Source organism: Rhodococcus sp. 05-340-2 (genome assembly GCF_002258915.1).
Taxonomy (GTDB): Bacteria; Actinomycetota; Actinomycetes; order Mycobacteriales; family Mycobacteriaceae; genus Rhodococcoides.
This window is the reverse complement of record NZ_NOYU01000010.1, coordinates 494,473-517,501: the sequence shown is the minus strand read 5'-3', so window position 1 is coordinate 517,501 and position 23,029 is coordinate 494,473. Positions and strand designations below refer to the sequence as shown.

General features: G+C 65.2%; 24 protein-coding genes. 17 read left to right on the top strand and 7 right to left on the bottom strand.

Annotated elements, in window-relative coordinates; genetic code table 11:
• Positions 1 to 165 precede the first annotated feature (165 nt).
• A complete protein-coding gene (locus tag CH271_RS06730) occupies positions 166 to 1,500 on the bottom strand; it encodes an ammonium transporter (protein ID WP_094633069.1) in 1,335 nt (444 codons plus the stop codon).
• Positions 1,497 to 2,228, bottom strand: a complete 732-nt coding sequence (locus tag CH271_RS06725) for an enoyl-CoA hydratase (protein ID WP_037191787.1) — start codon at positions 2,226 to 2,228, stop codon at positions 1,497 to 1,499. The genes CH271_RS06730 and CH271_RS06725 overlap by 4 nt, the downstream gene beginning before the upstream one ends.
• Before the next feature lie 62 nt (positions 2,229 to 2,290).
• Here CH271_RS06725 and CH271_RS06720 point away from each other — a divergent pair, with 62 nt between their 5' ends.
• Positions 2,291 to 3,358, top strand: coding sequence for a flavin-containing monooxygenase (locus tag CH271_RS06720; protein WP_094633068.1), 1,068 nt, complete (start codon positions 2,291 to 2,293; stop codon positions 3,356 to 3,358).
• On the opposite strand, the gene CH271_RS06715 is transcribed toward CH271_RS06720, so the two are convergent.
• Together CH271_RS06715 and CH271_RS06710 are read right to left on the bottom strand one after the other, a co-directional pair.
• Positions 3,355 to 4,176: a uroporphyrinogen-III synthase gene (locus tag CH271_RS06715; protein ID WP_094633067.1), complete on the bottom strand. Its 822-nt coding sequence runs from the start codon at positions 4,174 to 4,176 to the stop codon at positions 3,355 to 3,357. The two genes, CH271_RS06720 and CH271_RS06715, sit on opposite strands and share 4 nt — an antisense overlap.
• Positions 4,177 to 4,217: 41 nt before the next feature.
• Positions 4,218 to 5,066 carry an aldo/keto reductase gene (locus CH271_RS06710; protein ID WP_037191781.1) on the bottom strand — a complete coding sequence of 283 codons (849 nt, stop codon included), beginning with the start codon at positions 5,064 to 5,066 and terminating at the stop codon, positions 4,218 to 4,220.
• A gap of 54 nt (positions 5,067 to 5,120) precedes the next feature.
• Between CH271_RS06710 and CH271_RS06705 the strand changes: the two genes are divergently transcribed.
• The gene (locus CH271_RS06705; RefSeq protein ID WP_094633066.1) at positions 5,121 to 6,752 is read left to right on the top strand and encodes an ABC-F family ATP-binding cassette domain-containing protein; all 1,632 of its coding nucleotides are present in this window, start codon (positions 5,121 to 5,123) and stop codon (positions 6,750 to 6,752) included.
• Between the two features lie 58 nt (positions 6,753 to 6,810).
• Here CH271_RS06705 and CH271_RS06700 read toward each other — a convergent pair whose 3' ends face one another.
• Positions 6,811 to 7,641 carry an alpha/beta fold hydrolase gene (locus tag CH271_RS06700; RefSeq protein WP_094633065.1) on the bottom strand — a complete coding sequence of 277 codons (831 nt, stop codon included), beginning with the start codon at positions 7,639 to 7,641 and terminating at the stop codon, positions 6,811 to 6,813.
• Between the two features lie 81 nt (positions 7,642 to 7,722).
• On the opposite strand from CH271_RS06700, the gene CH271_RS06695 reads away from it, so the two are divergent.
• The 6 genes from CH271_RS06695 to CH271_RS06670 all read left to right on the top strand — a co-directional run bounded on the left by CH271_RS06695 (position 7,723) and on the right by CH271_RS06670 (position 12,663).
• Positions 7,723 to 8,178, top strand: coding sequence for a MarR family winged helix-turn-helix transcriptional regulator (locus CH271_RS06695; protein WP_094633209.1), 456 nt, complete (start codon positions 7,723 to 7,725; stop codon positions 8,176 to 8,178).
• A 64-nt stretch (positions 8,179 to 8,242) separates the two neighbouring features.
• On the top strand, positions 8,243 to 8,515 hold the full coding sequence (locus CH271_RS06690) for a helix-turn-helix transcriptional regulator (protein WP_008719231.1): 273 nt from the start codon (positions 8,243 to 8,245) through the stop codon (positions 8,513 to 8,515).
• On the top strand, positions 8,512 to 9,063 hold the full coding sequence (locus CH271_RS06685) for a hypothetical protein (RefSeq protein WP_037191775.1): 552 nt from the start codon (positions 8,512 to 8,514) through the stop codon (positions 9,061 to 9,063). The genes CH271_RS06690 and CH271_RS06685 overlap by 4 nt, the downstream gene beginning before the upstream one ends.
• Positions 9,064 to 9,079: 16 nt before the next feature.
• Positions 9,080 to 9,973 (top strand): ABC transporter ATP-binding protein, encoded by an 894-nt coding sequence (locus CH271_RS06680; RefSeq protein ID WP_094633064.1) that lies wholly within the window; start codon positions 9,080 to 9,082, stop codon positions 9,971 to 9,973.
• Positions 9,970 to 11,169, top strand: coding sequence for an ABC transporter permease (locus CH271_RS06675; RefSeq protein ID WP_094633063.1), 1,200 nt, complete (start codon positions 9,970 to 9,972; stop codon positions 11,167 to 11,169). The genes CH271_RS06680 and CH271_RS06675 overlap by 4 nt, the downstream gene beginning before the upstream one ends.
• Before the next feature lie 9 nt (positions 11,170 to 11,178).
• The gene (locus CH271_RS06670) at positions 11,179 to 12,663 is read left to right on the top strand and encodes a carboxyl transferase domain-containing protein (RefSeq protein ID WP_094633062.1); all 1,485 of its coding nucleotides are present in this window, start codon (positions 11,179 to 11,181) and stop codon (positions 12,661 to 12,663) included.
• Positions 12,664 to 12,733: 70 nt separating this feature from the next.
• Here CH271_RS06670 and CH271_RS28710 read toward each other — a convergent pair whose 3' ends face one another.
• Positions 12,734 to 13,132 (bottom strand): hypothetical protein, encoded by a 399-nt coding sequence (locus CH271_RS28710; RefSeq protein ID WP_179274594.1) that lies wholly within the window; start codon positions 13,130 to 13,132, stop codon positions 12,734 to 12,736.
• Between the two features lie 130 nt (positions 13,133 to 13,262).
• Between CH271_RS28710 and CH271_RS06660 the strand changes: the two genes are divergently transcribed.
• From CH271_RS06660 to CH271_RS06635, 6 genes are all read left to right on the top strand, one after another.
• Positions 13,263 to 13,934: a methyltransferase domain-containing protein gene (locus tag CH271_RS06660; RefSeq protein ID WP_252341889.1), complete on the top strand. Its 672-nt coding sequence runs from the start codon at positions 13,263 to 13,265 to the stop codon at positions 13,932 to 13,934.
• On the top strand, positions 13,931 to 14,533 hold the full coding sequence (locus tag CH271_RS06655; protein ID WP_256986294.1) for a TetR/AcrR family transcriptional regulator: 603 nt from the start codon (positions 13,931 to 13,933) through the stop codon (positions 14,531 to 14,533). Before CH271_RS06660 ends, CH271_RS06655 begins: the two co-directional genes overlap by 4 nt.
• A 101-nt stretch (positions 14,534 to 14,634) precedes the next feature.
• Positions 14,635 to 15,882, top strand: a complete 1,248-nt coding sequence (locus CH271_RS06650; protein WP_094633207.1) for a molybdopterin-dependent oxidoreductase — start codon at positions 14,635 to 14,637, stop codon at positions 15,880 to 15,882.
• Positions 15,879 to 16,331 carry a hypothetical protein gene (locus tag CH271_RS06645; protein WP_094633061.1) on the top strand — a complete coding sequence of 151 codons (453 nt, stop codon included), beginning with the start codon at positions 15,879 to 15,881 and terminating at the stop codon, positions 16,329 to 16,331. Before CH271_RS06650 ends, CH271_RS06645 begins: the two co-directional genes overlap by 4 nt.
• A 125-nt stretch (positions 16,332 to 16,456) precedes the next feature.
• Complete coding sequence (locus CH271_RS06640) at positions 16,457 to 18,313, top strand: propionyl-CoA synthetase (protein ID WP_094633060.1); 1,857 nt, start codon at positions 16,457 to 16,459, stop codon at positions 18,311 to 18,313.
• Between the two features lie 73 nt (positions 18,314 to 18,386).
• Positions 18,387 to 19,289 carry a DMT family transporter gene (locus tag CH271_RS06635; protein ID WP_094633059.1) on the top strand — a complete coding sequence of 301 codons (903 nt, stop codon included), beginning with the start codon at positions 18,387 to 18,389 and terminating at the stop codon, positions 19,287 to 19,289.
• A gap of 19 nt (positions 19,290 to 19,308) precedes the next feature.
• On the opposite strand, the gene CH271_RS06630 is transcribed toward CH271_RS06635, so the two are convergent.
• Positions 19,309 to 20,637: a cryptochrome/photolyase family protein gene (locus CH271_RS06630; RefSeq protein WP_094633206.1), complete on the bottom strand. Its 1,329-nt coding sequence runs from the start codon at positions 20,635 to 20,637 to the stop codon at positions 19,309 to 19,311.
• 139 nt (positions 20,638 to 20,776) lie between these two features.
• Between CH271_RS06630 and CH271_RS06625 the strand changes: the two genes are divergently transcribed.
• From CH271_RS06625 to CH271_RS06615, 3 genes are read left to right on the top strand one after another with little or no spacing between them, the layout of a single operon-like run.
• On the top strand, positions 20,777 to 20,983 hold the full coding sequence (locus CH271_RS06625) for a hypothetical protein (RefSeq protein WP_037191758.1): 207 nt from the start codon (positions 20,777 to 20,779) through the stop codon (positions 20,981 to 20,983).
• A 10-nt stretch (positions 20,984 to 20,993) separates the two neighbouring features.
• Positions 20,994 to 21,722 carry a response regulator transcription factor gene (locus CH271_RS06620; RefSeq protein WP_094633058.1) on the top strand — a complete coding sequence of 243 codons (729 nt, stop codon included), beginning with the start codon at positions 20,994 to 20,996 and terminating at the stop codon, positions 21,720 to 21,722.
• Positions 21,719 to 23,020: a sensor histidine kinase gene (locus tag CH271_RS06615; RefSeq protein ID WP_170945727.1), complete on the top strand. Its 1,302-nt coding sequence runs from the start codon at positions 21,719 to 21,721 to the stop codon at positions 23,018 to 23,020. Before CH271_RS06620 ends, CH271_RS06615 begins: the two co-directional genes overlap by 4 nt.
• The last annotated feature ends 9 nt before the right edge of the window (positions 23,021 to 23,029 follow it).

The following is a 23,029-nucleotide window of genomic DNA, read 5'->3' as shown; positions in this document are numbered from 1 at the left end:
ACTCGATGCCGAGCAGCGAAAAACTATGGGTGGAACACGCGAGTGAGGCGAACCCGAGATGAACGAACGGGGTCGATCCGAACAACGATCGATCATATCGACTCGAAAGGGACAGAACGACTTTCAGCGACCGATCGGTTTCCAAAGGGCGCGTACGGGTTGCCCCTACTTACCGAAAAGACCAGGCTTGTTGCTGCCTCCGTGGCCCACTCCGAAGTCGTAGGCGGACTCGGCGTGCTCGTGCTCGTCGAGGCCGTCGGCTTCGTGCTGAGCGTCGGCGCGCACTCCCATGACCGCCTTGATCGCGAATGCGATGCCGGTGGTGACGACGGCGCAGTAGGCGAACACCGCCACCACCGCGATCGCCTGCACCCACAGCTGATGCAGCCCGCCGCCGTACAACAGACCGTCGACGCCTGCCGGCATCTCGGCGCTGGCCACGAGTCCGATCATCAGTGTGCCGACGATGCCACCGACGAGGTGCACACCGACGACGTCGAGCGAATCGTCGTACCCGAAGCGGTATTTGAGGCCGATGGCCAGAGCACACAGGGCACCCGACGCGATGCCGATCGCCGCGGCACCGATAGGGGTGACCGCCGCGCACGACGGTGTGATGGCCACCAGTCCGGCCACGACGCCCGAGGCCGCGCCGAACGACGTCGCATGGCCGTCCCGCCACTTCTCGACGACGAGCCACGCCGCCATGGACATCGCTCCGGCACCCATCGTGTTCACCAACGCCACCGCGGCGACACCGTCCGCGGCCAACGACGATCCCGCGTTGAAACCGAACCAGCCGAACCACAGCAACCCGGCTCCGAGCATGACGGCCGGAAGGTTGTGTGGGCGCATGGGATCTCGCGGCCAGCCCCGACGTTTGCCGACGACCAGAGCCAACACCAGCCCGGCGACGCCTGCGTTGATCTCCACCGCGGTGCCACCGGCGAAGTCGACGGCACCGATCCGGTTGGTGATCCACCCACCGAACTCACTGGTGAGGCCGTCGAGCGAGAACACCCAGTGCGCCACCGGGAAATACACGAGAGTGGACCACAGTGCCGCGAACAGCACCCAGGGTACGAACCGCATGCGGTCTGCGACGGCCCCGGAGATCAACGCCACCGTCACCATCGCGAAGCCCGCCTGGAAAGCCGCGAACACCAGCGCCGGAACGGTGCCCACCAACGGGATCGACACCGTCCCTGCGGCCGAGGTGTACACCCCACCCAACAATCCCTCGAACCCGGCGTACTGCAACGGGTTCCCGATCCACCCGCCGATCACGTTGTCGCCGAACACCATCGAAAAACCGAACGCCAACCACAGCAACCACACCACTGCGATCGCCGACAAGCTCATCATCATCATGTTCAGCACACTCTTCGAGCGCACCATGCCGCCGTAGAAGAACGCGAGGCCGGGAGTCATGAGCAACACCAGCGCGGTGCTGGCCATCAGCCACGCGGTGTCGCCCGCATCGGGCGCTCCGGTGATCACTTGCCCACGAACTTCGGCTTGCGCTTCTCTGCTCGTGCGCGGCGCGCTTCCTTCATGTCCTCGCTGCTCCACGCGGCCTCGAACGCTGCGGCCTGCTCCGGCGTCGGATGATCGTGAATCCTGTCGTCGTTGAACACGAGCTTGAGGTGCTTCAGCGCCAACGGAGCGAGCTCGCAGATCGATTTCGCCCACTGCGTCGCGACATCGCGATCACCGAGCTTGTTGGCCAGCCCGCACGTGTACGCCTGATCTGCGTGCACCCGCTCCCCGCCCAGCAGGATGGTGCGCGCCACTCCCCCGCCCGCGAGCGCAGCCAATCGCCGGATGGTCCAGTTGCTCACCGCGATACCGAGGCGCGTCGACGGAATCTCGAAGAAGCTGCCCGGCGCAACGACCCGCAGATCGCAGGCGATCGCCAACTGCGTGCCGGCCCCTACGGCCGGGCCGTTGACCGCCGCGACCACAGGAATCGAGGCCGCCTCCACCGCGGTCAGCATGTCCTCGAGGATCTGTCCGAAATGCTCGGGGAACGCGTCCCCCGTCAGATCCGCGCCCGCGCAGAAGCTGGTGCCCTGGCCGGTGATGACCACGACCCGCGCGCCGTCACGCTCGGCCTGTTCGACTCCGCGATGCACCGCGAGGCACAACTCGGAGTTCAACGCGTTCCGTCGATCCGGGCGCTGCAGTTCGATGGTGACGACGTCGCCGTCACGAGAGAGTCCGATCACGAGAGCAGAGGTTACCCACCAGTACAGGAATTGACAGTGCGGGGCCTGATCTACTGGTCTGCATGATCGACACTCGGGTCGCCGTCATCGGTGCCGGCCAAGCCGGACTCTCGGCCGGCTATCACCTCCATCGTGCGGGCCTGACCGCCGGTGAGGGGTTCGTGATGCTGGACCGATCGCCAGGACCGGGTGGTGCGTGGCAGTTCCGCTGGCCCTCGCTGACGCTGAGCACCGTCAACGGCGTGCACGACCTGCCAGGAATGGCGTTCACCGACACCCTCGGCGACGAGCCTGCCGAGACCATCGCAGCCGCCGACGCCGTCCCCCGCTACTACCGCGCCTACGAGGACCGCTTCGAACTGCATGTTCGACGCCCCGTCACGGTGACCGTCGTGTGCGATCGTGAACCCCGGTTCCGGGTCGAGGCAGGCGAGACCGTCGTCATGGCCGAGGGGCTGATCAATGCGACCGGGACGTGGGAGAAGCCGTTCGTTCCGCACTACGACGGTGCCGAGACGTTCACCGGCAGGCAAGTGCACACCAAGGACTATCGAACCGCCGACGAGTTCGCCGGCAAGCACGTCGTCGTGGTGGGCGGCGGCATCTCGGCCGTCCAGCTGCTCGACGAGATCTCGCAGGTCACGTCCACGACCTGGGTGACGCGCCGACCACCGGTGTTCCGGGACAGCGAGTTCGACCACGATGCCGGCCGCGAGGCCGTCGCGATGGTCGAAGAACGTGTGCGGGCCGGCCTGCCACCCGGTTCGGTCGTCTCGGTGACCGGGCTGCTGCTGACGCCGTCGTTGGCTGCCGCCCGGAAACGCGGTGCGCTCGACCGGAAGCCGATGTTCTCGTCGATAACGGAAGATTCGGTGGTGTGGGAGGACGGGTCGAGTCAGCACGCCGACGTGATCCTGTGGGCCACCGGTTTTCGCAGCGCCCTCGACCACCTCGCGCCGCTGCGCCTGCGGGGACACGGAGGCGGAATCGTGATGGACGGCAGGCTGACCACCCGAGTCGCCGCGAACCATCGCGTCCACCTGCTCGGCTACGGGCCGTCCGCCAGCACGATCGGGGCGAACCGAGCCGGGCGAGCCGCGGTGACCGAACTACTCGAAACTCTGGATTAACCGAGCTCCTCGGCCACGAACTTCGCCAGCGCGCCCAATCGCGCCCGGCCCGGCATCGAGGTCGGAACACCCAACGCATCCAACGGCGCCGACGTCACCGGCCCGACGCAGATCGCGGCGACAGGGCCGCGAAGTGCGTCGAGGAAGGCGTCGAGCAGGCCGTTGTCCTTTGCGGTCGAGAGCAGGGACGCGACCGCGGGGGCGCTGGTGAACGTGACCGCGTCGACCCGATGCTCGATGATCTGCGACAGCAGGTCGATGAGCGGAGCCTGATCCACGGGGCGGATCCACCGATACACCGGAACCGGCCGCACGTGTGCCCCGAGTTCGATCAGTGCATCGCTCAAGTGGATCGTCGGTTCCCATTCGGTGATCACCCCGTGCAGCTGAACCGCGATGTCCGCGCCGGCAACACCTTCGGCCTCGAGATGATCGGAGACTTCCTGCGAAGCCTCGGTGGCCGGAGACCACTCGTCTCGTAACCCTGCACCACGAATGGCACCGCGCGCCTTGGGCCCTCGGGCAATGATCCGCGAGTGCGCAAGAGCCTCAACGAGGTCATCACGGATGCCCCAGTCGGCGGCCGCGTCGAGCCAGCCCCGAAAACCGATGCCGGTGCTGATCACCACGATCTGCGGCGGGCGTTCGACGATGCCCTCGGTGGCGGACTTCAACTCCGAGTCGTCGATCAGGGGCAGAACGTGAATCGCCGCGGCGTGAACGATGTTCGCGCCGCGGCGTTCGAGCATGGTGGCCAATTCGTCTGCACGTCGCTCGGCGGTGAGGGCAACGGTCTTGCCTGCGAGCGAATCGGACATGAGTACAGACTAGGCCCCCGACGTGCCTGGAACGTGACAGGTCAGCTGCTGAACTTGTCCGGGTCCGGGCCGGTGCGGCCGTCTGCGGAATCCAGCGCGTTGATCTGCTGAATCTCGTCGTTGCTGAGCTCGAATCCGAACACGTCGAAGTTGCTGGCGATGCGCTTCGGGGTCACCGACTTGGGGATCACCACGTTGCCGAGCTGGATGTGCCAGCGCAGGATCACCTGGGCCGGGGTGACTCCGTGCGCCTCGGCAATGGGCGCGAAAGCCGGCTCGTCCAGAACGGTGCCCGAGCCCAGCGGGCTCCAGGCCTCGGTGGCGATGCCCTTCGAGGTGTGGAAGGCGCGCAGCTCTTCCTGGATGAAGCGCGGATGCAGTTCGATTTGATTGACCGACGGCACCTCACCGACGGCGTCCATCAGCTTCTCGAGGGTGGGGATGGTGAAGTTGGAGACACCGATGGAGCCGATGCGGCCGTCCGCCTTGAGCTTCTGGAAAGCCTTGAACGTGTCGATGTACTTGTCGCGGTCGAGCTGCTGCCAGTGAATGAGGTACAGGTCGAGGTACTCGAGTCCGAGGCGATCCATGCTCGCGTCGAACGCCGTCAACGTGGAGTCGTAGCCCTGGTCGTCGTTCCACAGCTTGGTGGTGACGAACAGCTCGTCACGGGCAATGCCGGAGTCTGCGATGGCCCGGCCGGTGCCGGTTTCGTTCTCGTACACCTTGGCGGTGTCGATGCTGCGGTAGCCGACCTTCAATGCCTCGGTCACGGCGGCCTGGGCACCGTCGTCGGGCACCTGCCACACTCCGAACCCCAGCTGGGGAATGGACGTGCCGTCGTTGAGCACGATGGTCGGGACAGTACTGGTCTCGGCTGAATACGTCATACGAATGGCAACGGTGGGTGGGGTGGTGTTGTTCCCGGGCCATAGAGTTTCGGTGTGACCGCAACGCTTCGTATCGATGATCTCGCCGCTTTTCACGGCGATCGAACCCTGTTCTCCGGCCTGGATCTGACGGTGACCGAGGGTGATGTGATCGGGCTCGTCGGGGCCAACGGTGCAGGTAAGTCGACGTTGTTGACGCTGCTCGCGGGGGTGGGGACGGCCGATCACGAGGGTGAGATCTACACCAGCCCGCCCGACGCCACGGTCGGCTACCTGGCACAGGAACCCGAGCGCATTGCCGGGGAGACGGTGCTGGACTTTCTCGGTCGACGGACCGGGGTGACCGATGCCGAAGCCTCCATGAACGCAGCCGCCGAGGCGTTGGGCTCGAGTGACGAGGACCTCTACACCCCGGCACTGGAGAAGTGGCTTGCGCTCGGCGGCGCGGATCTGGCGGAGCGCACGGCGAAGGTGCTGGCGGATCTCGGTCTGGATGTCGACGGATCTGCGCTGATGACGGCGCTGTCCGGTGGGCAGGCTGCCCGCGCAGGGCTCGCCGCGATTCTGCTCGCTCGCTACGACATCCTGCTGCTCGACGAGCCGACCAACGATCTCGATCTGGCGGGCCTCGAGCAACTGGAGCAGTTCGTCGTCGCGACGCGGGCGGCAATCGTCGTCGTCAGTCACGATCGAGAGTTTCTGGCGCGGACGGTGACGGGAGTCGTCGAGCTCGATCGGGCGCAGCGTCGCATCGATGTGTACGACGGCAGCTATCAGTCGTATCTGGCGGAGCGAGAAATCGCACGTCAGCACGCCAGGGAGAAGTACGACGAGTTCGCAGACACCAAGTCAGCGTTGGAGTCTCGCGCGCAGATGCAGCGGAATTGGATGGAGTCCGGGGTACGCAATGCGCGACGCAAGGCCACCGACAACGACAAGATCGCCCGCAAGACGCGCGCCGAGTCGACCGAGAAACAAGCCGCGAAAGCTCGTCAGACCCAGCGCCGTATCGAGCGGCTCGAGGTGGTGGAGGAACCCCGCAAGGAATGGGAGCTGCGGATGGAGATTGCGGCAGCTCCTCGCAGCGGCACCGTCGTCGCAGTTCTGGGCGGAGCCGTCGTGCGGCGATCCGGGTTCACCTTCGGCCCGGTCACGACGCAGATCGACTGGGGCGATCGAATTCTGATCACGGGGCCCAACGGTTCCGGCAAGACGACGTTGCTGTCGGTACTACTGGGCCGGTTGGACCCGGACGAGGGCACGGCCTCGCTGGGTTCGGGCGTGGCGATCGGTGAAATCGATCAGGCACGAGCATATTTCGTCGGCGAGGGCACAGTGTCCGACGCCCTGAGCGCAGCGGTTCCCGAGTGGCCCGACGCCGAGGTCCGCACCCTGCTGGCCAAGTTCGGCCTGCGCGGCGACGACGCACTGCGGCCGGCGTCGTCCCTCTCGCCCGGTGAGCGAACCCGCGCGGCACTCGCCCTGCTGCAGGCCCGCGGAGTCAACCTGCTGGTACTCGACGAGCCGACCAACCACCTCGATCTGCCTGCCATCGAACAACTCGAACGGGCCATGGAGAACTTCGAGGGCACGCTGCTGCTGGTGACACACGACCGCAGAATGCTCGACACGGTCCGCAGCACTCGACACTGGACGATGACCGACGGGCAGTTGTCGGAACTGTAGTCACGCGAATCGGGTGCAGCTGACCGCGGTGAGCGCGGTCAGCTGCACCCGATTCACGTCAGCTCAGCAGTATTTCGTTCACCTCGGCGGCCGGATGCATCGGCAGCGTGTGGTGCGTGGCTCCGTCGAGTATTGCGATTCGCGCGTCAGGTAACACGGCTCGGACTGCCGGTTCGATCTTGGATGCATTGTGTACCTTCCCTTTCCCCGCCAGGACCACGGTTGTGCGCACATTGAAGCCCTCGAACGCAGCAGGCCTCGGCCGTTTCGGGACGATGGTCTTCGCCGTCGGGAAATGTGCGGCTCCGAGCGCGAGGACGTCGAGCCAGTCGGAATCCAGTTCCAGGCCATCTGTCTCCCACCCTACGAAGCTTCGCTGCCGTGTCTCGTTGGGAGACAGCAGTATCGGAAGGGCATGAAGCAGGTATCGCGGACTCATGGAACCGAAGCAAGCATTGGGGTCGAGTAGCGTGAGTGCATCGACTCGGGTCGCGTTCCGCAGGGCGTACGCCAGGGCGATCATCGCGCCGTAGGAATGTCCGCAGAGTGCCGCGGTGGGCAGCTTCAGCTCGTCCAGCACCGCCGTCGCCCAGTTCAGCAGCTCGTCCACCGAGTCGATGGACTGCTGTCCGGGGACGCTGCGCCCGACGTCGCCCATGAGGTCGACCGCGTACACCCGATATCGCTGCGAGAGCGCCTCGACGTTGGCGAACCACACGGCGGACGTGGCACCCGCCCCAGGGAGCAGCACCAGCGCCGGGCCGTCGACGGGTCCGCAGGCGTTGATTCGCGTGGTGCCGTGCACCGTGTTCACGTCGATGGCTTGGGTATCCGCCGGCCACTTCCGCAGCACCCGGTCGTAGGCGGAGAAGAACTCGTCCAGCGACATTGCAACCCTCACTTCTCTCGATGATCGAGATAGTAGACAATGGAGAGACCACTCGTCCAGCATCTCCCGAGGGATCAGCACATGACCGAACCTGTCGCCGCCGTGCATCAGTTGCGAGCACTGACCGTCGAGCTCGATCTCCTCGGCGCAGACTTCGCCCAGAAGCACTCACTTCACCCGACAGACATCCGCGCGCTGATCTGCCTACTGGATGCGGACCGAGCCGGAACGCGTGCCACACCCGGCTGGCTCGGCGGACAGCTGAGCCTGGAATCCGCGTCGGTCACGGCTCTGATCGATCGAATGGCCAAGCGCGAGTTGGTATCACGCGAACCCGACCCAGCCGATCGCCGGCGGGTACTCCTACGGGTCACCACACATGCAGCCGAACTCGGCACGACGTTCTTCGGCCCCGTCATCGGTCGGGCCGTCGACGAGCTCGCCCGCTTCACACCAGAGCAGCGGGCAACGATCGACGAATTTCTGACGACCATGCATGCGGTTGTCGTGGCAGCTAGGGAACAACAAAGCCTGTAAGCGCATCAACAAAATCGTTATTAACGGTTGACACATCGTTGGGTTTATACAACACTTCATTGTCATGAGCCCCATCAAGCGCGGTACCGCGCTCCCGATCTACAACAGGGTGGGTGTTCTGCGGGCAGAACGGAAGATGAGCCGCGCGCAACTGGCCGAACTCGTCGAAGTGAATCCCCAGACAGTGGGCGCCCTCGAGCGGGGCGACCACTACCCGAGCCTCGACCTCGCGATGCGCATCTGCGACGTCTTCGATCTGCCGATCGAAGCAGTGTTCTCGCGTACCGAACTCGGACCACTCTCGGCCGAACTCTTCCGAAGGGAGAAGGATCGATGACCACACCCAGCTCCGACCTCCTCACCCGCTACCAGGCGTATCGAACTCGACGATTCCTGGAACACGACGCGAAAACCCGTCACTGGCTTCCGAACTGGCGCACCCAAGAGCGTCGTCGCATTCTCGCCGTCTTCGTGATGGCGTCCTTGCTCACTTTGCTGGTGATCGCCGTGTGGTCACTGTTCTCCCGGTGGGCACCGATCGCATGGGTCCCTGCCACCGTGATGTTTCTCGTCACGTGGACGATGTTGCAGACAGTGTCACGTCGCCACAGCGATGCACCGGTGGGCGCACTCGACGAGTGGGAAGTACAGCAGCGCAACGAAGCCCGCTCGATCGGCCTCACCGTCACTCAGGCCCTGGTGATGGTGGCAGTTCTGGTCCTGATCGTGCTGTCGGGAACGTACGACAACGAGAACCTGGCGTACGCCGGAGCGTTGTGGACGCTCGCTGCTCTGCTGGCCGGCGGATGCGCACCGGCCGTCGTTCTCGCGTGGATCACCCCCGACCCCGAACTCGAAGACACCGAAGATTTCGACCCGAAGTAACGACCGAAAGGGCACCATGAGCACCCTCACGATCGACTCAGTCTCCAAGAGATACGGCGACAAGATCGCCCTGGACAACCTCAGCTTCGACGTCCGGCCGGGCGAGCTGTTCGGCTTCGTCGGCAGCAACGGCGCGGGCAAGACCACCACGATGCGCATCGCGCTGGGAGTTCTGTCGGCAGATTCCGGCCAGGTTCTGTTGGGCGGCAAGCCCGTCGACCTCGACGTCCGCCGCACCATCGGCTACATGCCCGAGGAGCGCGGACTGTATCCGAAGATGAAGGTCGGTCCGCAACTTGCGTACATGGCGGAGCTGCACGGACTGTTGTCCAAGGACGCCAAGGCAGCGGTGATTCGCTGGACCGAACGTCTGGGAATCGATCAGCGCGTCAACGACACTGTCGACGCATTAAGCCTGGGTAACCAGCAGCGCGTGCAGTTGGCGGCCGCGCTGGTGCACGATCCCGCAGTGCTGGTCTTGGACGAGCCGTTCTCGGGACTCGACCCCATCGCCGTCGACGTGATGAGCGAGGTTCTGCGCGAAAAGGCCGCTGCCGGAGTGCCGGTGGTGTTCTCGAGCCACCAACTCGATCTGGTGCAGCGCCTGTGCGACCGTGTCGGCATCATCGCTGCCGGCTCGATGAAAGCCGTCGGAACCGTCGACGAGCTACGCGGATCGGGAGATGCGCAACTGCGCGTCCATGCACCGAACGCTGCCCCCGGATGGGCGTCGGGCATCGCCGGGGTGAGCACCCTCGGCCACAGTGACGGCGTCACCGTCCTGGGCCTGGCACCCGGGGCCGACGATCAAGAAGTCCTCCGAGCCGCATTGGCGACCGGTCCGGTACACGACTTCTCCATCCAGAAACCTTCCCTGAGCGACCTGTTCCGAGAGGCGGTAGTGGCATGAGCTCCCAACTGAACTCCTTCAGCGCAGTGTCCTTGATAGCCAAGCGCGAGTTCACCGTTCAGGTGATGAAGAAGAGCTTCGTCATCAGCAACGTGATCATCCTGGCCGTCATCGTCGGCGGCATCATCGCGTTCTCGATCTTCTCCGGCAGCGGTGACGAAGAACGTGACGTCGTCGGCATCGCCGGAGACCAGTCCATCGCGGCCGTGGTGGAAGCAACCGGCGACGCCGTCGGATCTCCGGTCGAGGTGCGCGAGGTAGCCGACGCGGCGGCCGCACGCAGCGGCGTCGAATCGGGAGATCTCGACGTGGCGTTGGTTCCGGACGGAACTGCGGGTGCGTACACCGCTGTCACCGAGTCCGATCTGACCGGCACGTTGCGCGCCGTCGTCGAAGGCAGTGTCGCAACGCAGGCCACCAATACTGCACTGGCGCAACAGGGTGTGGACCAGAACGAGCTCGGGGCAGCGACAAGTGCCGCAACGGTCACCGTCGACGCGATCGATCCGCCGGACCCCGAGGCCGGTCAGCGGACTGCTCTTGCCCTGTCCGCAGTGTTCCTGCTGTACGCACAGATCATCGGCTTCGGCATGTACGTCGCGATGGGCGTCGTCGAGGAAAAGTCCTCGCGTGTGGTCGAACTGCTGCTCTCCACCGTCCGCCCCCTGCAGTTGCTGTGGGGGAAGATCCTGGGTATCGGTGCGGTCGGCATCCTGCAGCTCGCCCTGTACGGAATCGCCGGTGTGGGAGCAGGATTGGGCACAGGGGTACTCACGGTCACCGGTGCCGCGGTGAGCGTCTTCGCGGCAACGCTGGCGTGGTTCATCCTGGGGTTCGCCTTCTTCGCGGTGCTCTACGCGGCCGGCGGCTCGATGGTCTCGCGCCAGGAGGACGTCAACTCGACGACCATGCCGCTACTCATCCTGATCATGGCGATGTTCTTCGCGGCTTTCTATTCCGTCAGCGATCCGGAGAGCACCCTGGCCAACACATTGAGCTGGATCCCCCCGTTCTCCGCGATCATGATGCCGCTGCGCATCGCTGCCGGGGTGACCTCGCCGGTACAGATCGTCGGTTCGGCAGTCCTGATGGTGATCACCACCGCCATCCTGGCGATGGGCGCAGCGAAGATCTACCAGCGTTCCATTCTTCGGATCGGCAAGACCGTCTCGTGGAAGGAAGCGTTTTCTCGCTAGGGTTCTTCCATGAGCCCACGGACATCCGCCGCCGAGATTCTCGACTCCGTTCTCGACGGCGGATCGTTCGTGTCCTGGGACTCCGAGCCGGTCGACGTTCGCCCCAACGACTCCTATCAGCGCGACCTGGCGAAAGCTCGCGAGAAGAGCGGGGTCGACGAGTCGGTGTTGACGGGCGAGGGCACCATCGACGGCCGACGCGTGGTGATCATCGCCTGCGAGTTCGCCTTTCTCGCCGGTTCGATCGGCGTCGCGGCGGCCGAACGCATCACCTCCGCGATCGAGCGCGCCACCGCAGAGGGCCTACCGCTCATCGCCTCCCCCACCTCCGGCGGCACTCGTATGCAGGAGGGGACGTTGGCTTTCGTGCAGATGGTCAAGATCGCCTCCGCCGTCACCGCACACAAGGCGGCGCACCTGCCGTACCTGGTGTACCTGCGCAATCCCACGACCGGCGGCGTGTTCGCGTCCTGGGGATCGTTGGCGCACGTCACCGTCGCCGAACCCGGCGCGCTCATCGGATTTCTCGGCCCGCGGGTCTATCAGGCGTTGTACGACAAACCATTTCCCGACGGTGTCCAGACCGCCGAGAACCTCTACCAGCACGGCGTCATCGATGGCGTGGTGCCGCTGGATCACCTGCGTCACCTACTGATTCGCGCACTTCGAGTAATTCTCGACGCCACCGTGTCGCCCGATCTCACCGGCGATGAGCCGGCCGAGATACCGGAGCAGTCAGCCTGGCATTCGGTGCAGTCGTCGCGTCGCGCAGATCGGCCAGGCATTCGACAACTCATCGAACACGCAGCCAGCGAACACGTTCCGCTCAGCGGCACCGGTCAGGGCGAGGCCGACACGTCGATCCTGCTGTCGCTGTGTCGAATTCGAGGGATCTCCTGCGTGCTGTTCGGAAACGACCGCAGCAGCAGCTCCGCCACCGCCACGATGGGTCCGGCGGCATTGCGAGAGGCGCGACGCGGCATGCGCCTCGCCGAGGAACTACGCCTACCGCTGGTGCTGGTGATCGACACCTTCGGCGCTGCACTGTCGAAGGAAGCCGAAGAAGGTGGCCTGGCACCGGAAATCGCGCGATCGATCTCCGATCTCGTCACCGTCGACACCCCGACCGTCTCGATTCTGCTCGGCCAGGGAACCGGCGGTGGAGCGCTCGCGCTTCTTCCCGCCGACCGGGTGCTGTGCGCCCAGAACGCCTGGCTCGCACCACTTCCGCCGGAGGGTGCCAGTGCCATCGTGCACCGCGACACCGTGCACGCCCCGGACATGGCCGAGGCCCAAGGCATTCGATCCATCGATCTCCTGCGCGACGGCATCGTCGACGCCGTCGTCCCCGAACTCCCCGACGCCGCCGATGAACCGGCTGCGTTCTCCGCCCGAGTCGCCGATGCCATCGCCCGAGAACTCCGCCACTTGTCGACCGTCGACGCCGCCACCCGGACTCGGAACAGACTCGGCCGCTACCGCACGCTGGGCTGAGCGGCTCCGCCGCATGTGAGCGAGGTGCCTTCAGGTCGTTCCGCAGGCTCCACTCCCGCCTCGCCCCCTGCTACGAGTTTTCGTGCACCTGCGAGGTCACGAGCGCTACCACGTCACCTGCGCGAAGATCGGCGGGCAACTCCACCGGACTGACGCAGCGTCGACCCGGGCCGTGCACATCGACCTTGACCACCGGGCCCACCGAATGCCGATTGACCACGACGGCCTGCAGCAGATCCCCGAAGTCGGCATCGACGCCCACTTCGCCTGCGATGACCGAGCGCACCCGAGTCACCAGAATCGAGCCCCACTGCACCGGAGTGCCCTGCGCATCGGCCAGATCCTCCAGCGCAACGCCGTCGACCGTGATGCGGCCACAGACGCAGTGTGTATCTGCAGGCCAGAGCGCTGGATCGCACCGCGCAACGTACGCGGCACCGAGGGACGGAAGCATGTCGAGAAGTGTCATGAGAAGAAGTCTTGCGCCGCGCGGTGGCGTCGAACAGAGGTGTTGACGCAATCTTGACGGCACCGGCAGAAAATTTGATGGACTTCGTCTCGCGACGCCTCCCACTGTACCCGCTGGTACATTCAATCGGGTGATTGCAGACGACGTCTATCGCCGCGGCCGAGCCGGCCTGCCCTCGTGGATCACCGATTACGACGGCCGCCGCACCGAACTTCCGATCGCGCGCTGGATGGGCGGGACCCATTCGACGATCGAAGACATCAGGGCGGACGAAGCCTCGATCGCTTTCTGCACCGGCCCCACCCTCGATCTCGGCTGCGGACCAGGACGTTTGACCGAAGCGCTCACCCGAGCCGGCGTTCCCGCTCTGGGAGTCGATACGTCCTCGGTCGCTGTGGAGATCACGAATCAACGGGGCGGATTCGCCGTCGAACAGGACATCTTCTCGGCACTCCCCCGCGCCGGCCATTGGTCACACGTACTACTCGCGGACGGCAACATCGGCATCGGTGGTGATCCCGCAGCACTACTGGCGACGGTTCGTGCGCTGCTGCACCAGAGTGGGACGGCCATCGTCGAAGTCGAGTCCACGCCCGATGTCGACGATCGGAACCGAATGGTCCGATGGGAAACCGGTGACTCGGTGGGCGAGTGGTTCACTTGGGCCAGCGTCGGCGTGAGCTCGCTGCGCGCGCTGGCGGTGACCGCGGGCCTTCGAGCCCGTCGAACCATCGAATCGAACGGACGAGTGTTCGTGGAACTCGCTGTTCACAGCATCGACCGAGGAGCCGAGCACCCGTGAGCAAGGAGCTGCCGAGAACGGCCAAGGGCAGACGAACCAGAGCTGCGATCGTCGACGCCGCAGCGTCGATGATGTACGACCACGGTGTCGCGGGAACCACTCTCGACGACGTACTTGCTGCCTCCGAGACCGGAAAGTCGCAGCTCTACCACTACTTTTCCGACAAGTCGGACCTGGTCGAGGCCGTTATCGCACGTCAGCTCGAGCGCGTCCTCGCCGCCCAGCCACGCCTGGCCCACATCGACAGCCTCGAGGACATCGACGCATGGGCCGCCGAGATCGTGCGAAATCACGAACAACCAGGTGGCCCGTTCTCGTGCCCTCTCGGTTCTCTCGCTGCAGAACTGAAGAACGACGCGGCCTTCGTTCCCACCCTGAACGCCGCGTTCCGACGCTGGGAGCAACCTCTCGAGCAGGGACTTCGTCGCATGATCGACCGAGGCGAACTCGACGTCGCGACCGATCCCGCCGCCGCGGCCGCTACCTTGATCGCCTCACTGCAAGGCGGAATGCTGATCGCTCGCATCGCGGGCGATGTGCAACCGCTGCGCGACACGCTGGACGCAGCAGTTGCCGCGTTGCGGCGGCGCGCGACCTGACATCCGACGCCGAGACCAGCCCTGGCGAAAGGACCCCGAGTGCGCTAATCTCGACCTCACAGTTTGTACTATTGGGTACAAAATTGGAGACGGGAACCAGAATGCAGCGACTTCCCACGTTCCGTAGCCCGATCCGCGGTGTCTGGTTCACGTCGGTCCTGGCGTCCGTCCTGCTCGTCGCCCTGCCGATCGTGACGATCACCGGATTCATCTCCTGGGCCGCATACGGCCCACAGTTCGGCCAGGCCATGCCAGGCGACGTCGGGTGGCTACGAATTCCGTCGTTCGACTGGCCGACCGAGCCCGCCTGGCTCTATCGGCTCACCCAGGGCCTGCATGTGGGACTGGGACTGGTCATGGTGCCGATCGTGCTGGCCAAGCTGTGGTCGGTGATCCCGAAACTGATCGAGATGCCCCCGGTTCGCAGTGTCGCGCACCTTCTCGAGCGAATCTCGTTGCTGGCGTTGGTCGGTGGCATCCTCTTCGAGATCATCACCGGCGTCCTGAACATTCAGTACGACTACATCTTCGGTTTCAGTTTCTACACCGCGCACTACTGGGGCGCCTGGGTGTTCGTCGCCGGCTTTCTCGCCCACGTGGCGCTCAAGCTTCCGACCATGGTGACGGCGTTGAGAACCCGACCGTTCCTGGAGTTGATGCGCATTCGCGTCGCCGATACGGTGCCCGATGCCGACGACGAATCCGGTCTTGCTGCAACCGATCCCGCTCCGGCGACGATCAGCAGACGCGGAGCTCTCACCCTCGTGGGCGGCAGCGCACTGTTCGTCGCGGTCCTCAGCGTTGGGCAGACAACGGGCGGACCACTGCGCTCAGCGGCGATACTGCTGCCTCGCGGACGCTCGTACGGCGACGGCCCCAACGACTTCCAGATCAACCGCACCGCGCAGTCCGCAGGCGTCACCGATGCGCAGACAGGCGATGCGTGGCGGCTGACCGTACTGGCCGGCGGTACCGAGGTAGTACTCACCCGAGCTCAACTCGAGCAGATGGACCTGCACACCGTCGAACTCCCGATCTCCTGCGTCGAGGGCTGGTCGACGGTTCAGACGTGGACCGGAGTTCCGCTCCGAGATCTGGCGGCACTCGTGGGTGTCGATGCCGTCGATACCGGTGAGGTGCGGTCGCTCGAACCCGTCGGGTCGTTCAACCGCGTCACCTTCGGAGGACACCAGATGATGCATCCGGATTCACTTCTCGCACTGAAAGTGAACGGGGCCGACCTGTCACTCGATCACGGCTACCCCGCTCGAATCATGATGCCGGCGATACCCGGAGTGCACGCCACCAAGTGGATCGAGTCCGTCGAATTCTTCGAGGAGCGAGCATGACAACGTTTCGAGCCAGGTACGGCGCAGGACCGATGCATCTCGCGGTCACGGCCTGCTGCCTCGCCCTGGCCGGCGCGGTCGTCCTGACGATCGGCTTCCCTGCCCTGTGGAACACCGATACGTGGTGGCAGTCCATCGGTCTCTGGTTCGTCGGGGCAGCGGTGGTGCACGATGCGATCCTCTTTCCGCTGTACGCCGCGCTGGACCGGACGCTGGTCAGTCGTCTGGGCAGGTTCGTCAACGCGGTGCGCATCCCCGCGCTCGGGGCGGGTTTGAGCCTGCTGCTCTTCGCACCGGGGATCTTCGCCCACGGGAGTGAGACCTACGAGGCCGCCACGGGTCAGACACAGGAGCCGTACGCGATGCGATGGCTGCTGTTGGTAGCGGGGATGTTCGCGGCCAGCGCAGCGTTCTACGGCGGCCGCGAAATGCTCAGACAGAGGCGTTGACGCAATCTTGACGTACACCGGGCACGGTTGCACGCAACGACCGCCGGTCGACGGGATTCCGCCGGTCGTCGCCGGTAGTGCGCAACCCGGCCCGCACCACGCGGCCCCGAACTACGCTCCACAACATGAGTGGCGAGTATCGGCAGGCGTTCGACGACAGCATCGACAACCGCGAGCAATTCTGGCTCGACGCTGCGGCGGGAGTCGACTGGGACACCCCTCCCACCACTGCGTTCGACGGCTCGCACTGGTTTCCCGGAGCCCGCCTGAACACCTGCTTCAACGCGCTCGATCGGCACGTCGACGCGGGGCACGGCGACCGGACCGCGTTGATCTACGACTCGGCGATGCTCGGACTCACCCGCAGCTACACCTACTCCGAACTACTCGATCAGGTTGCCCGTTTCGCCGGAGTGCTCAGCAACAACGGCGTCTCCCGAGGCGACCGCGTGGTGATCTATCTGCCGATGATTCCCGAGGCAGTTGTCGCCATGCTCGCGTGCGCCAGGCTCGGCGCAGTGCACTCGGTGGTGTTCGGCGGCTTCGCAGCCAAGGAGCTGGCAGCGAGAATCGACGACGCAGAGCCGGTCCTGCTGATCACCGCCAACGGCGGGTTCGAGCCGGGCCGCGTCATCGAATACCTCCCGCTGGTGCAACGCGCCCTGACTCTCACGACCGCGGCCGTCCCCGCGGTGATCGTCAAGGCCCGCGACGGTATCCCCGGCGGCCACGATTGGCTGGACTGGGACACCCTCATCGCCGACGCCACCGCCGCCCAACCGGTTTCGGTGCAGGCGACGGATCCGCTGTACATCCTCTACACCTCGGGCACGACCGGAAAGCCCAAGGGTGTGGTGCGCGACAACGGCGGTCATGCCGTCGCGTTGACGTGGTCGATGCGCAACATCTACGACGTGGGTGCCGGTCAGGTGATGTGGACGGCGTCCGACGTCGGCTGGGTCGTCGGACACTCGTACATCGTCTACGGGCCGCTGTTCGCCGGTGCCACAACGGTTCTCTACGAGGGCAAGCCCGTCGGCACTCCCGATGCGGGCGCATTCTGGCGAGTGATTCAGGATCACGGCGTCCGAGCCTTGTTCACCGCGCCGACGGCACTACGGGCCATTCGTAAGGTGGACCCGCACGCCGCCGAGCTCGAGAAGTACGACATCTCGTCGCTCGAGACCCTGTTCGTCGCCGGTGAACGCCTCGATCCCGATACGTACGAGTGGATTTCGCGAACCCTGAACCGCCCCGTGGTCGACCACTGGTGGCAGACCGAAACCGGCTGGGCGATCTGCGCCAATCTTCGCGGACTCGAACCACTTCCGATCAAGTCGGGCTCACCGACGGTGCCGGTGCCGGGATTCCAGGTCGGTATCCTCGACGCGACCGGAGCACCGGTGGACGCAGGCACCGAGGGCAACATCGTCGTGAAGCTGCCGTTGCCACCGGGCGCTCTGGTGGGGCTGTGGAACGACGAATCGCGTTTTCAGCGTTCGTATCTGGACACGTTCCCGGGGTACTACCTCACCGGCGATTCCGGGTACATCGACGCCGACGGGTACGTCTACGTGCTCGGCCGCAGCGACGACGTCATCAACGTGGCCGGACACCGCCTGTCCACCGGATCGATGGAGGCGGTACTGGCCGGTCACCCGGCGGTTGCCGAGTGCGCCGTCATCGGTATCCACGACGACCTCAAGGGCCAGCGCCCCAGCGGCTACGTGGTGCTCAAGGCCGGGGAGACCATCACCGAGGATCAACTGCGTACCGAACTGGTGGCCATGGTGCGCGATCAGATCGGCGCACTCGCGACCTTCCGCGACGTGACGATCGTCGGCGCACTGCCGAAGACCCGCTCCGGCAAGATCCTGCGGAAGACGATGCGGCAGATCGTCGCCGGTGAGGAGTACGGCGTGCCGTCGACCATCGAGGATCCGGCAGTACTCGATGCGTTGGAGAAGTTGCTCGGCAGATAGGCGGCGGGAATACGAGCAACCATGGCCGAAACCCGCGCGCCACAGGGATGTCCCGCGCGATAGCGTCGTGCTCATGACAGATCTCGACACCCGCCCTGCCGTCGACTGGCTCGCCCTCGGTGCGGTCACCATCACGGTGGTCTCGTGGGCCTCGGCATTCGTGGCGATTCGCGGCGTCGGCGAATCCTTCGGGGCAGGCCCGCTCGCATTGGGGCGATTGCTCATCGGATCGTTCGCGCTCGGCGCGATAGTTCTGGTCAGAAAACAGTGGGTCAAGCCCAACCGCACGCAGTGGCTGCAGATCGTCAGTATCGGTGTCTTCTGGTTCGGCATCTACAACGTCGCCCTCAATGCCGCCGAGCAACGCGTCGACGCCGGAACGACGTCGATGATCATTCAGATCGGTCCGATTCTGGTTGCCCTGTTCGCAGGTCTGCTTCTGGGCGAGGGCTTTCCGAGGTGGCTGGTGATCGGTGCGGGCATCGCGTTCGCAGGCGCAGTCATGGTCGGTGTCGTCACGGCGGTGACCACCACGTCCACCACCAAGACGGACGCCGACTTCCTCGGCATCGCGCTGTGTCTGGTGTCCGCGGTGACCTATGCCATCGGAGTGCTCAGCCAGAAGCCGGTGCTGCGCACCGTCCCCGGACTTCAGGTCACGTGGATGGCATGCACCATCGGTATGGTCTGCACGCTGCCGTTCGCACCGGCTCTGCTCGACGACCTCGGGTCCGCGTCGGCCGGTGCCACCGGCGGCTTGATCTACCTCGGACTCGTCCCGACTGCACTCGCGTTCAGCACCTGGGCCTACGCGTTGACGCGAATGAACGCAGGCAAGCTCGGTATCACCACGTACGCGGTCCCGCCGATCACGATCGTTCTGGCCTGGCTGCTGCGGGGCGAGGTTCCGCATGTCCTCGCCGTGGTCGGCGGAGTGATCTGCCTGGTGGGAGTCGGGTTGTCCCGCAGAAGATAGGGGTCACGGCGGTGAGGTGTTACAGCGCCTTGAAGCGTGCGATCGCCACTTCCCGCTCGTGCTTGTGGTCGACAATCGGATCCACGTATTCCTTGGGTCGGCCGAACTTCAACGTGTGCACGGCTTTTCCTTCTTCACCGCGCAACTCCGGCACCCAGCGTCGTACGTATTCGCCGGTGGGATCGAACTTCTCGCCCTGGGTGATGGGATTGAACACTCGGAAGTACGGCGAGGCGTCGGTACCGGTTCCTGCCGTCCACTGCCAGCCGTGCTGATTGCTGGCCAGATCTCCGTCGACGAGATGCTGCATGAAGTACCGGGCTCCCCGCCACCACGGCAGGTGCAGATCCTTGACCAGGAACGACGCGACGATCATGCGAACTCGATTGTGCATCCACTTCTCCGAGTTCAACTGCCGCATACCGGCATCGACGATCGGGAAGCCGGTCTCGCCCTTGCACCAGGCCTCGAACAGCTCGTCGGCGTGCTTGCCCGAGTCCAGTTCGATCGCATCGAACTTCTTGACGTAGTTCTCACGCGCACTGTCGGGACGCTGAAAGAGGATGTCGCCGTAGAAGTCTCGCCAGCAGATCTGTCGACGATACGACGCCGCGCCCTCGTTGCGGAGCTTGCCCAGGTCGGCGAGCATCGTTCGCGGGTGAATGGTTCCGTACTTCAAGTGCACCGACATCCGACTCGTCGAGTCGAGATCGGGACGGTTGCGCTCGTCGTCGTACGCCGAGACCTCGTGGAGAAATTCCTTCCACTGCTTCGAAGCCGCTGCCTCACCGGCTGCCGCATCGGAGGCCTCCTTCTCGGAGGGAATCTTCACGCGTCGAACACCTTTGACCTCGTCCGGGTCGATCCACTCGGCGGAGTCGGCCGAGGTGTCCGCCGGACCGCGCCAACCGTGGTCCATCCACTGCCGTGAGTACGGCGTGAACACCTTGTACGGCTCCCCGTCGTTCTTGAGGATCCGCCCGGGGGCAACTGCATACGGAGACCCGGTCTCGACCAGGGTCACCTTCTCGCCGACCCGTGCGTCGCGCTCGCGCCCATAGGGGCCGTAATCGGCACTGATGTGCACGTCCTCGCTGCCGATCGCCTTCGCCACCTTCGGGACCACCGTCTCGGGGTCACCGTGCACCACCATCAGCCGACCGCCGAGTTGCTCGTCGAGTGCTTCGAGCGAGCGGAACAGGAAATCCTTGCGCGGCCCGCCGGAGGGCTTCAGCAGACGATCGTCGAGCACGAAGAGTCCGAGCACCGGATCTCCCGACTCGGCAGCGGCGGTGAGGGTGGGCAGATCCCCCAGACGGAGATCACGGCGAAACCAGACGATCGACATGCTGTCAGTCTTACCCACCCCCGCCCCGAGCAATCCCTCCCTCGCTCGTTCGATTCTCAGAGAACCGCCAACGACGACTCACCATGGCCGCAACATGGGGCTCTACCTTGGGAAACACAGAAGAGAAAAGGAGAACACCATGACGAACACACGCCCCTTCCCCGGCGCTCTTTCCCTGGTGGACAGCACCTGCACCTTCGAGAAGTACTACGAGCAGCTCTACGCCAAGGCACCCGCGCTGGCGTGGTCACTCGATGCCGACACCGGCCGCCGCAGTGCCCTCGAGGACTTCTTCGCCAAGACACCCGAGGAACGCCGCACCACCGTCGACAGCTGGGTTGCATAGCATTGGCCCGGTGACCGAATCGCCGAGCACCCCCGCCACCGTCCTCGTCGTCGACGACGACGCAGACGTGTTGTCGTCGCTGCAACGCGGACTGCGCCTGTCCGGGTTCACCGTCATCACCGCCTCGGACGGCGCGGAGGCGCTCGGCGTGGTGTCGCGCTACACCCCCGACGCCATCGTGCTCGACATCAACATGCCGGTGCTCGACGGTGCCAGCGTGGTGACCGCGCTGCGTGCCATGGGAAACGACATTCCCATCTGCGTGCTCAGCGCTCGCAGCTCGGTGGACGATCGGATCGCCGGACTCGAATCCGGTGCCGACGACTACCTCACCAAGCCGTTCGTGTTGGCCGAACTCGTCGCTCGGATCCGGGCCATGCTGCGTCGCCGCGGCACCGGTCCGGTTGTGCCGGTGGCAGATTCGGGTGCACCGAACTCGGCCGTCGCCGTCGGAACCCTGGTGGTCGACATCCCCGGCTATCGTGTCCACCGCGGCGGAGCCGACATCGACCTGACCAAGCGAGAGTTCGAGTTGCTGGCCATCCTGGCCCGCAACAAGGGCGTCGTTCTCACGCGAGAACGACTGCTCGAACTGGTCTGGGGCTACGACTTCGTCGCCGACACCAATGTCGTCGACGTGTTCGTCGGATATCTGCGACGCAAACTCGAGGCAGACGGCTCGCCGCGAATCCTGCACACGGTCCGCGGAGTCGGCTTCGTCGTCCGGGACACCGCATGAGCTTCTCGCTGCGCGCCCGCGTGGCCGCCGCCACGACCCTCGGCGCCACCCTCGTGGTCGCGGCCCTCTCCGTGGTCACCTCGGTCGCCATCTCACGCAACAACGTCAATCAACTCGACGAGCGACTGACGACGGCATCTCAGGTGCTGGTGCCGACCTCGACGACGCTGGAAGCCTTCCTCGATCAGCTCTCCGGAGCGTTCGCCGTCACCATCCGAAGTGGCGACATCGTCGTCGCGTCCACACCGACGCGGCTACCCGCGCTCGATACCGGGTCGCAGACCGTGGACGTCGACGGGCAACGCTTCCGGGTCTACACCGCCGTATCGACCGCGGTCTCGTCCATCTCGATTTCCATCGGCGTGCCGGCCATCGAAGCGCAACAGGTCACCGACGAGCAACAGAAGCAGGTGCTCCTGCTTGGACTCGCCGCGATCGCGGTGTCCACCGGCCTGGGCTGGCTCTTCGGTGGCAGGGCCGTCAGACCGTTGGTGACGTTGACCCGGCAGGTCAGCGCCCAACCACCGACCGCGCCCGAAACCCGCACCGGTGTCACCGAAGCCGATGCGCTCGCCGTTGCGATCGGCGGCATGCTGACCAGACTGAACGAGGCACAGGACCGCACCAATGCCGCGCTCGACACCGCACGCGACTTCGCGGCCGTCTCCGCACACGAGCTTCGGACCCCACTGACTGCGATGCGCACCGACATCGAGGTGCTCAGAACCCTCGACCTCGAGCCGGCGCAGCAGCAGGAGATCCTGGGCGATCTCGAGCGCACGCAGGGCCGAGTGGAGACGACGCTGACCGCCCTGGAACGACTGGCATCGGGCGAATTGTCCAGTGAGGGCGACAGAGTCGAGACCGACATCATCGACATCTGCGACGTCGCAGCCCAGGACGCGCAGCGGCTGCATCCCGGACTCGACATACGCGTCGAATACGCGGCCGACTCCGAGATCACCATGCGCGCTCTGCCGACCGGCCTTCGACTGGCCGTCGACAACGTGATCGGCAACGCCGTTCGGCACGGCAACGCGACGTCGATCGTCATCACCGCCGAACGCGAGGGCGCGACAGTACGTGTCCTGATCGACGACAACGGATCCGGCGTTCCCCTCGACGAACGAGAGACGGTGTTCGGCCGGTTCGAGCGTGGCACCCGAGCAGCCAAGGGCGGCTCGGGACTCGGCCTCGCCCTGGTGGCGCAGCAAGCCCAATTGCACGGTGGGCGGGCCTGGTTCACCGACAGTCCGCTGGGCGGTGCCCGGTTGGTGCTGGAGCTGCAGGACAGCTGACGTACGGCA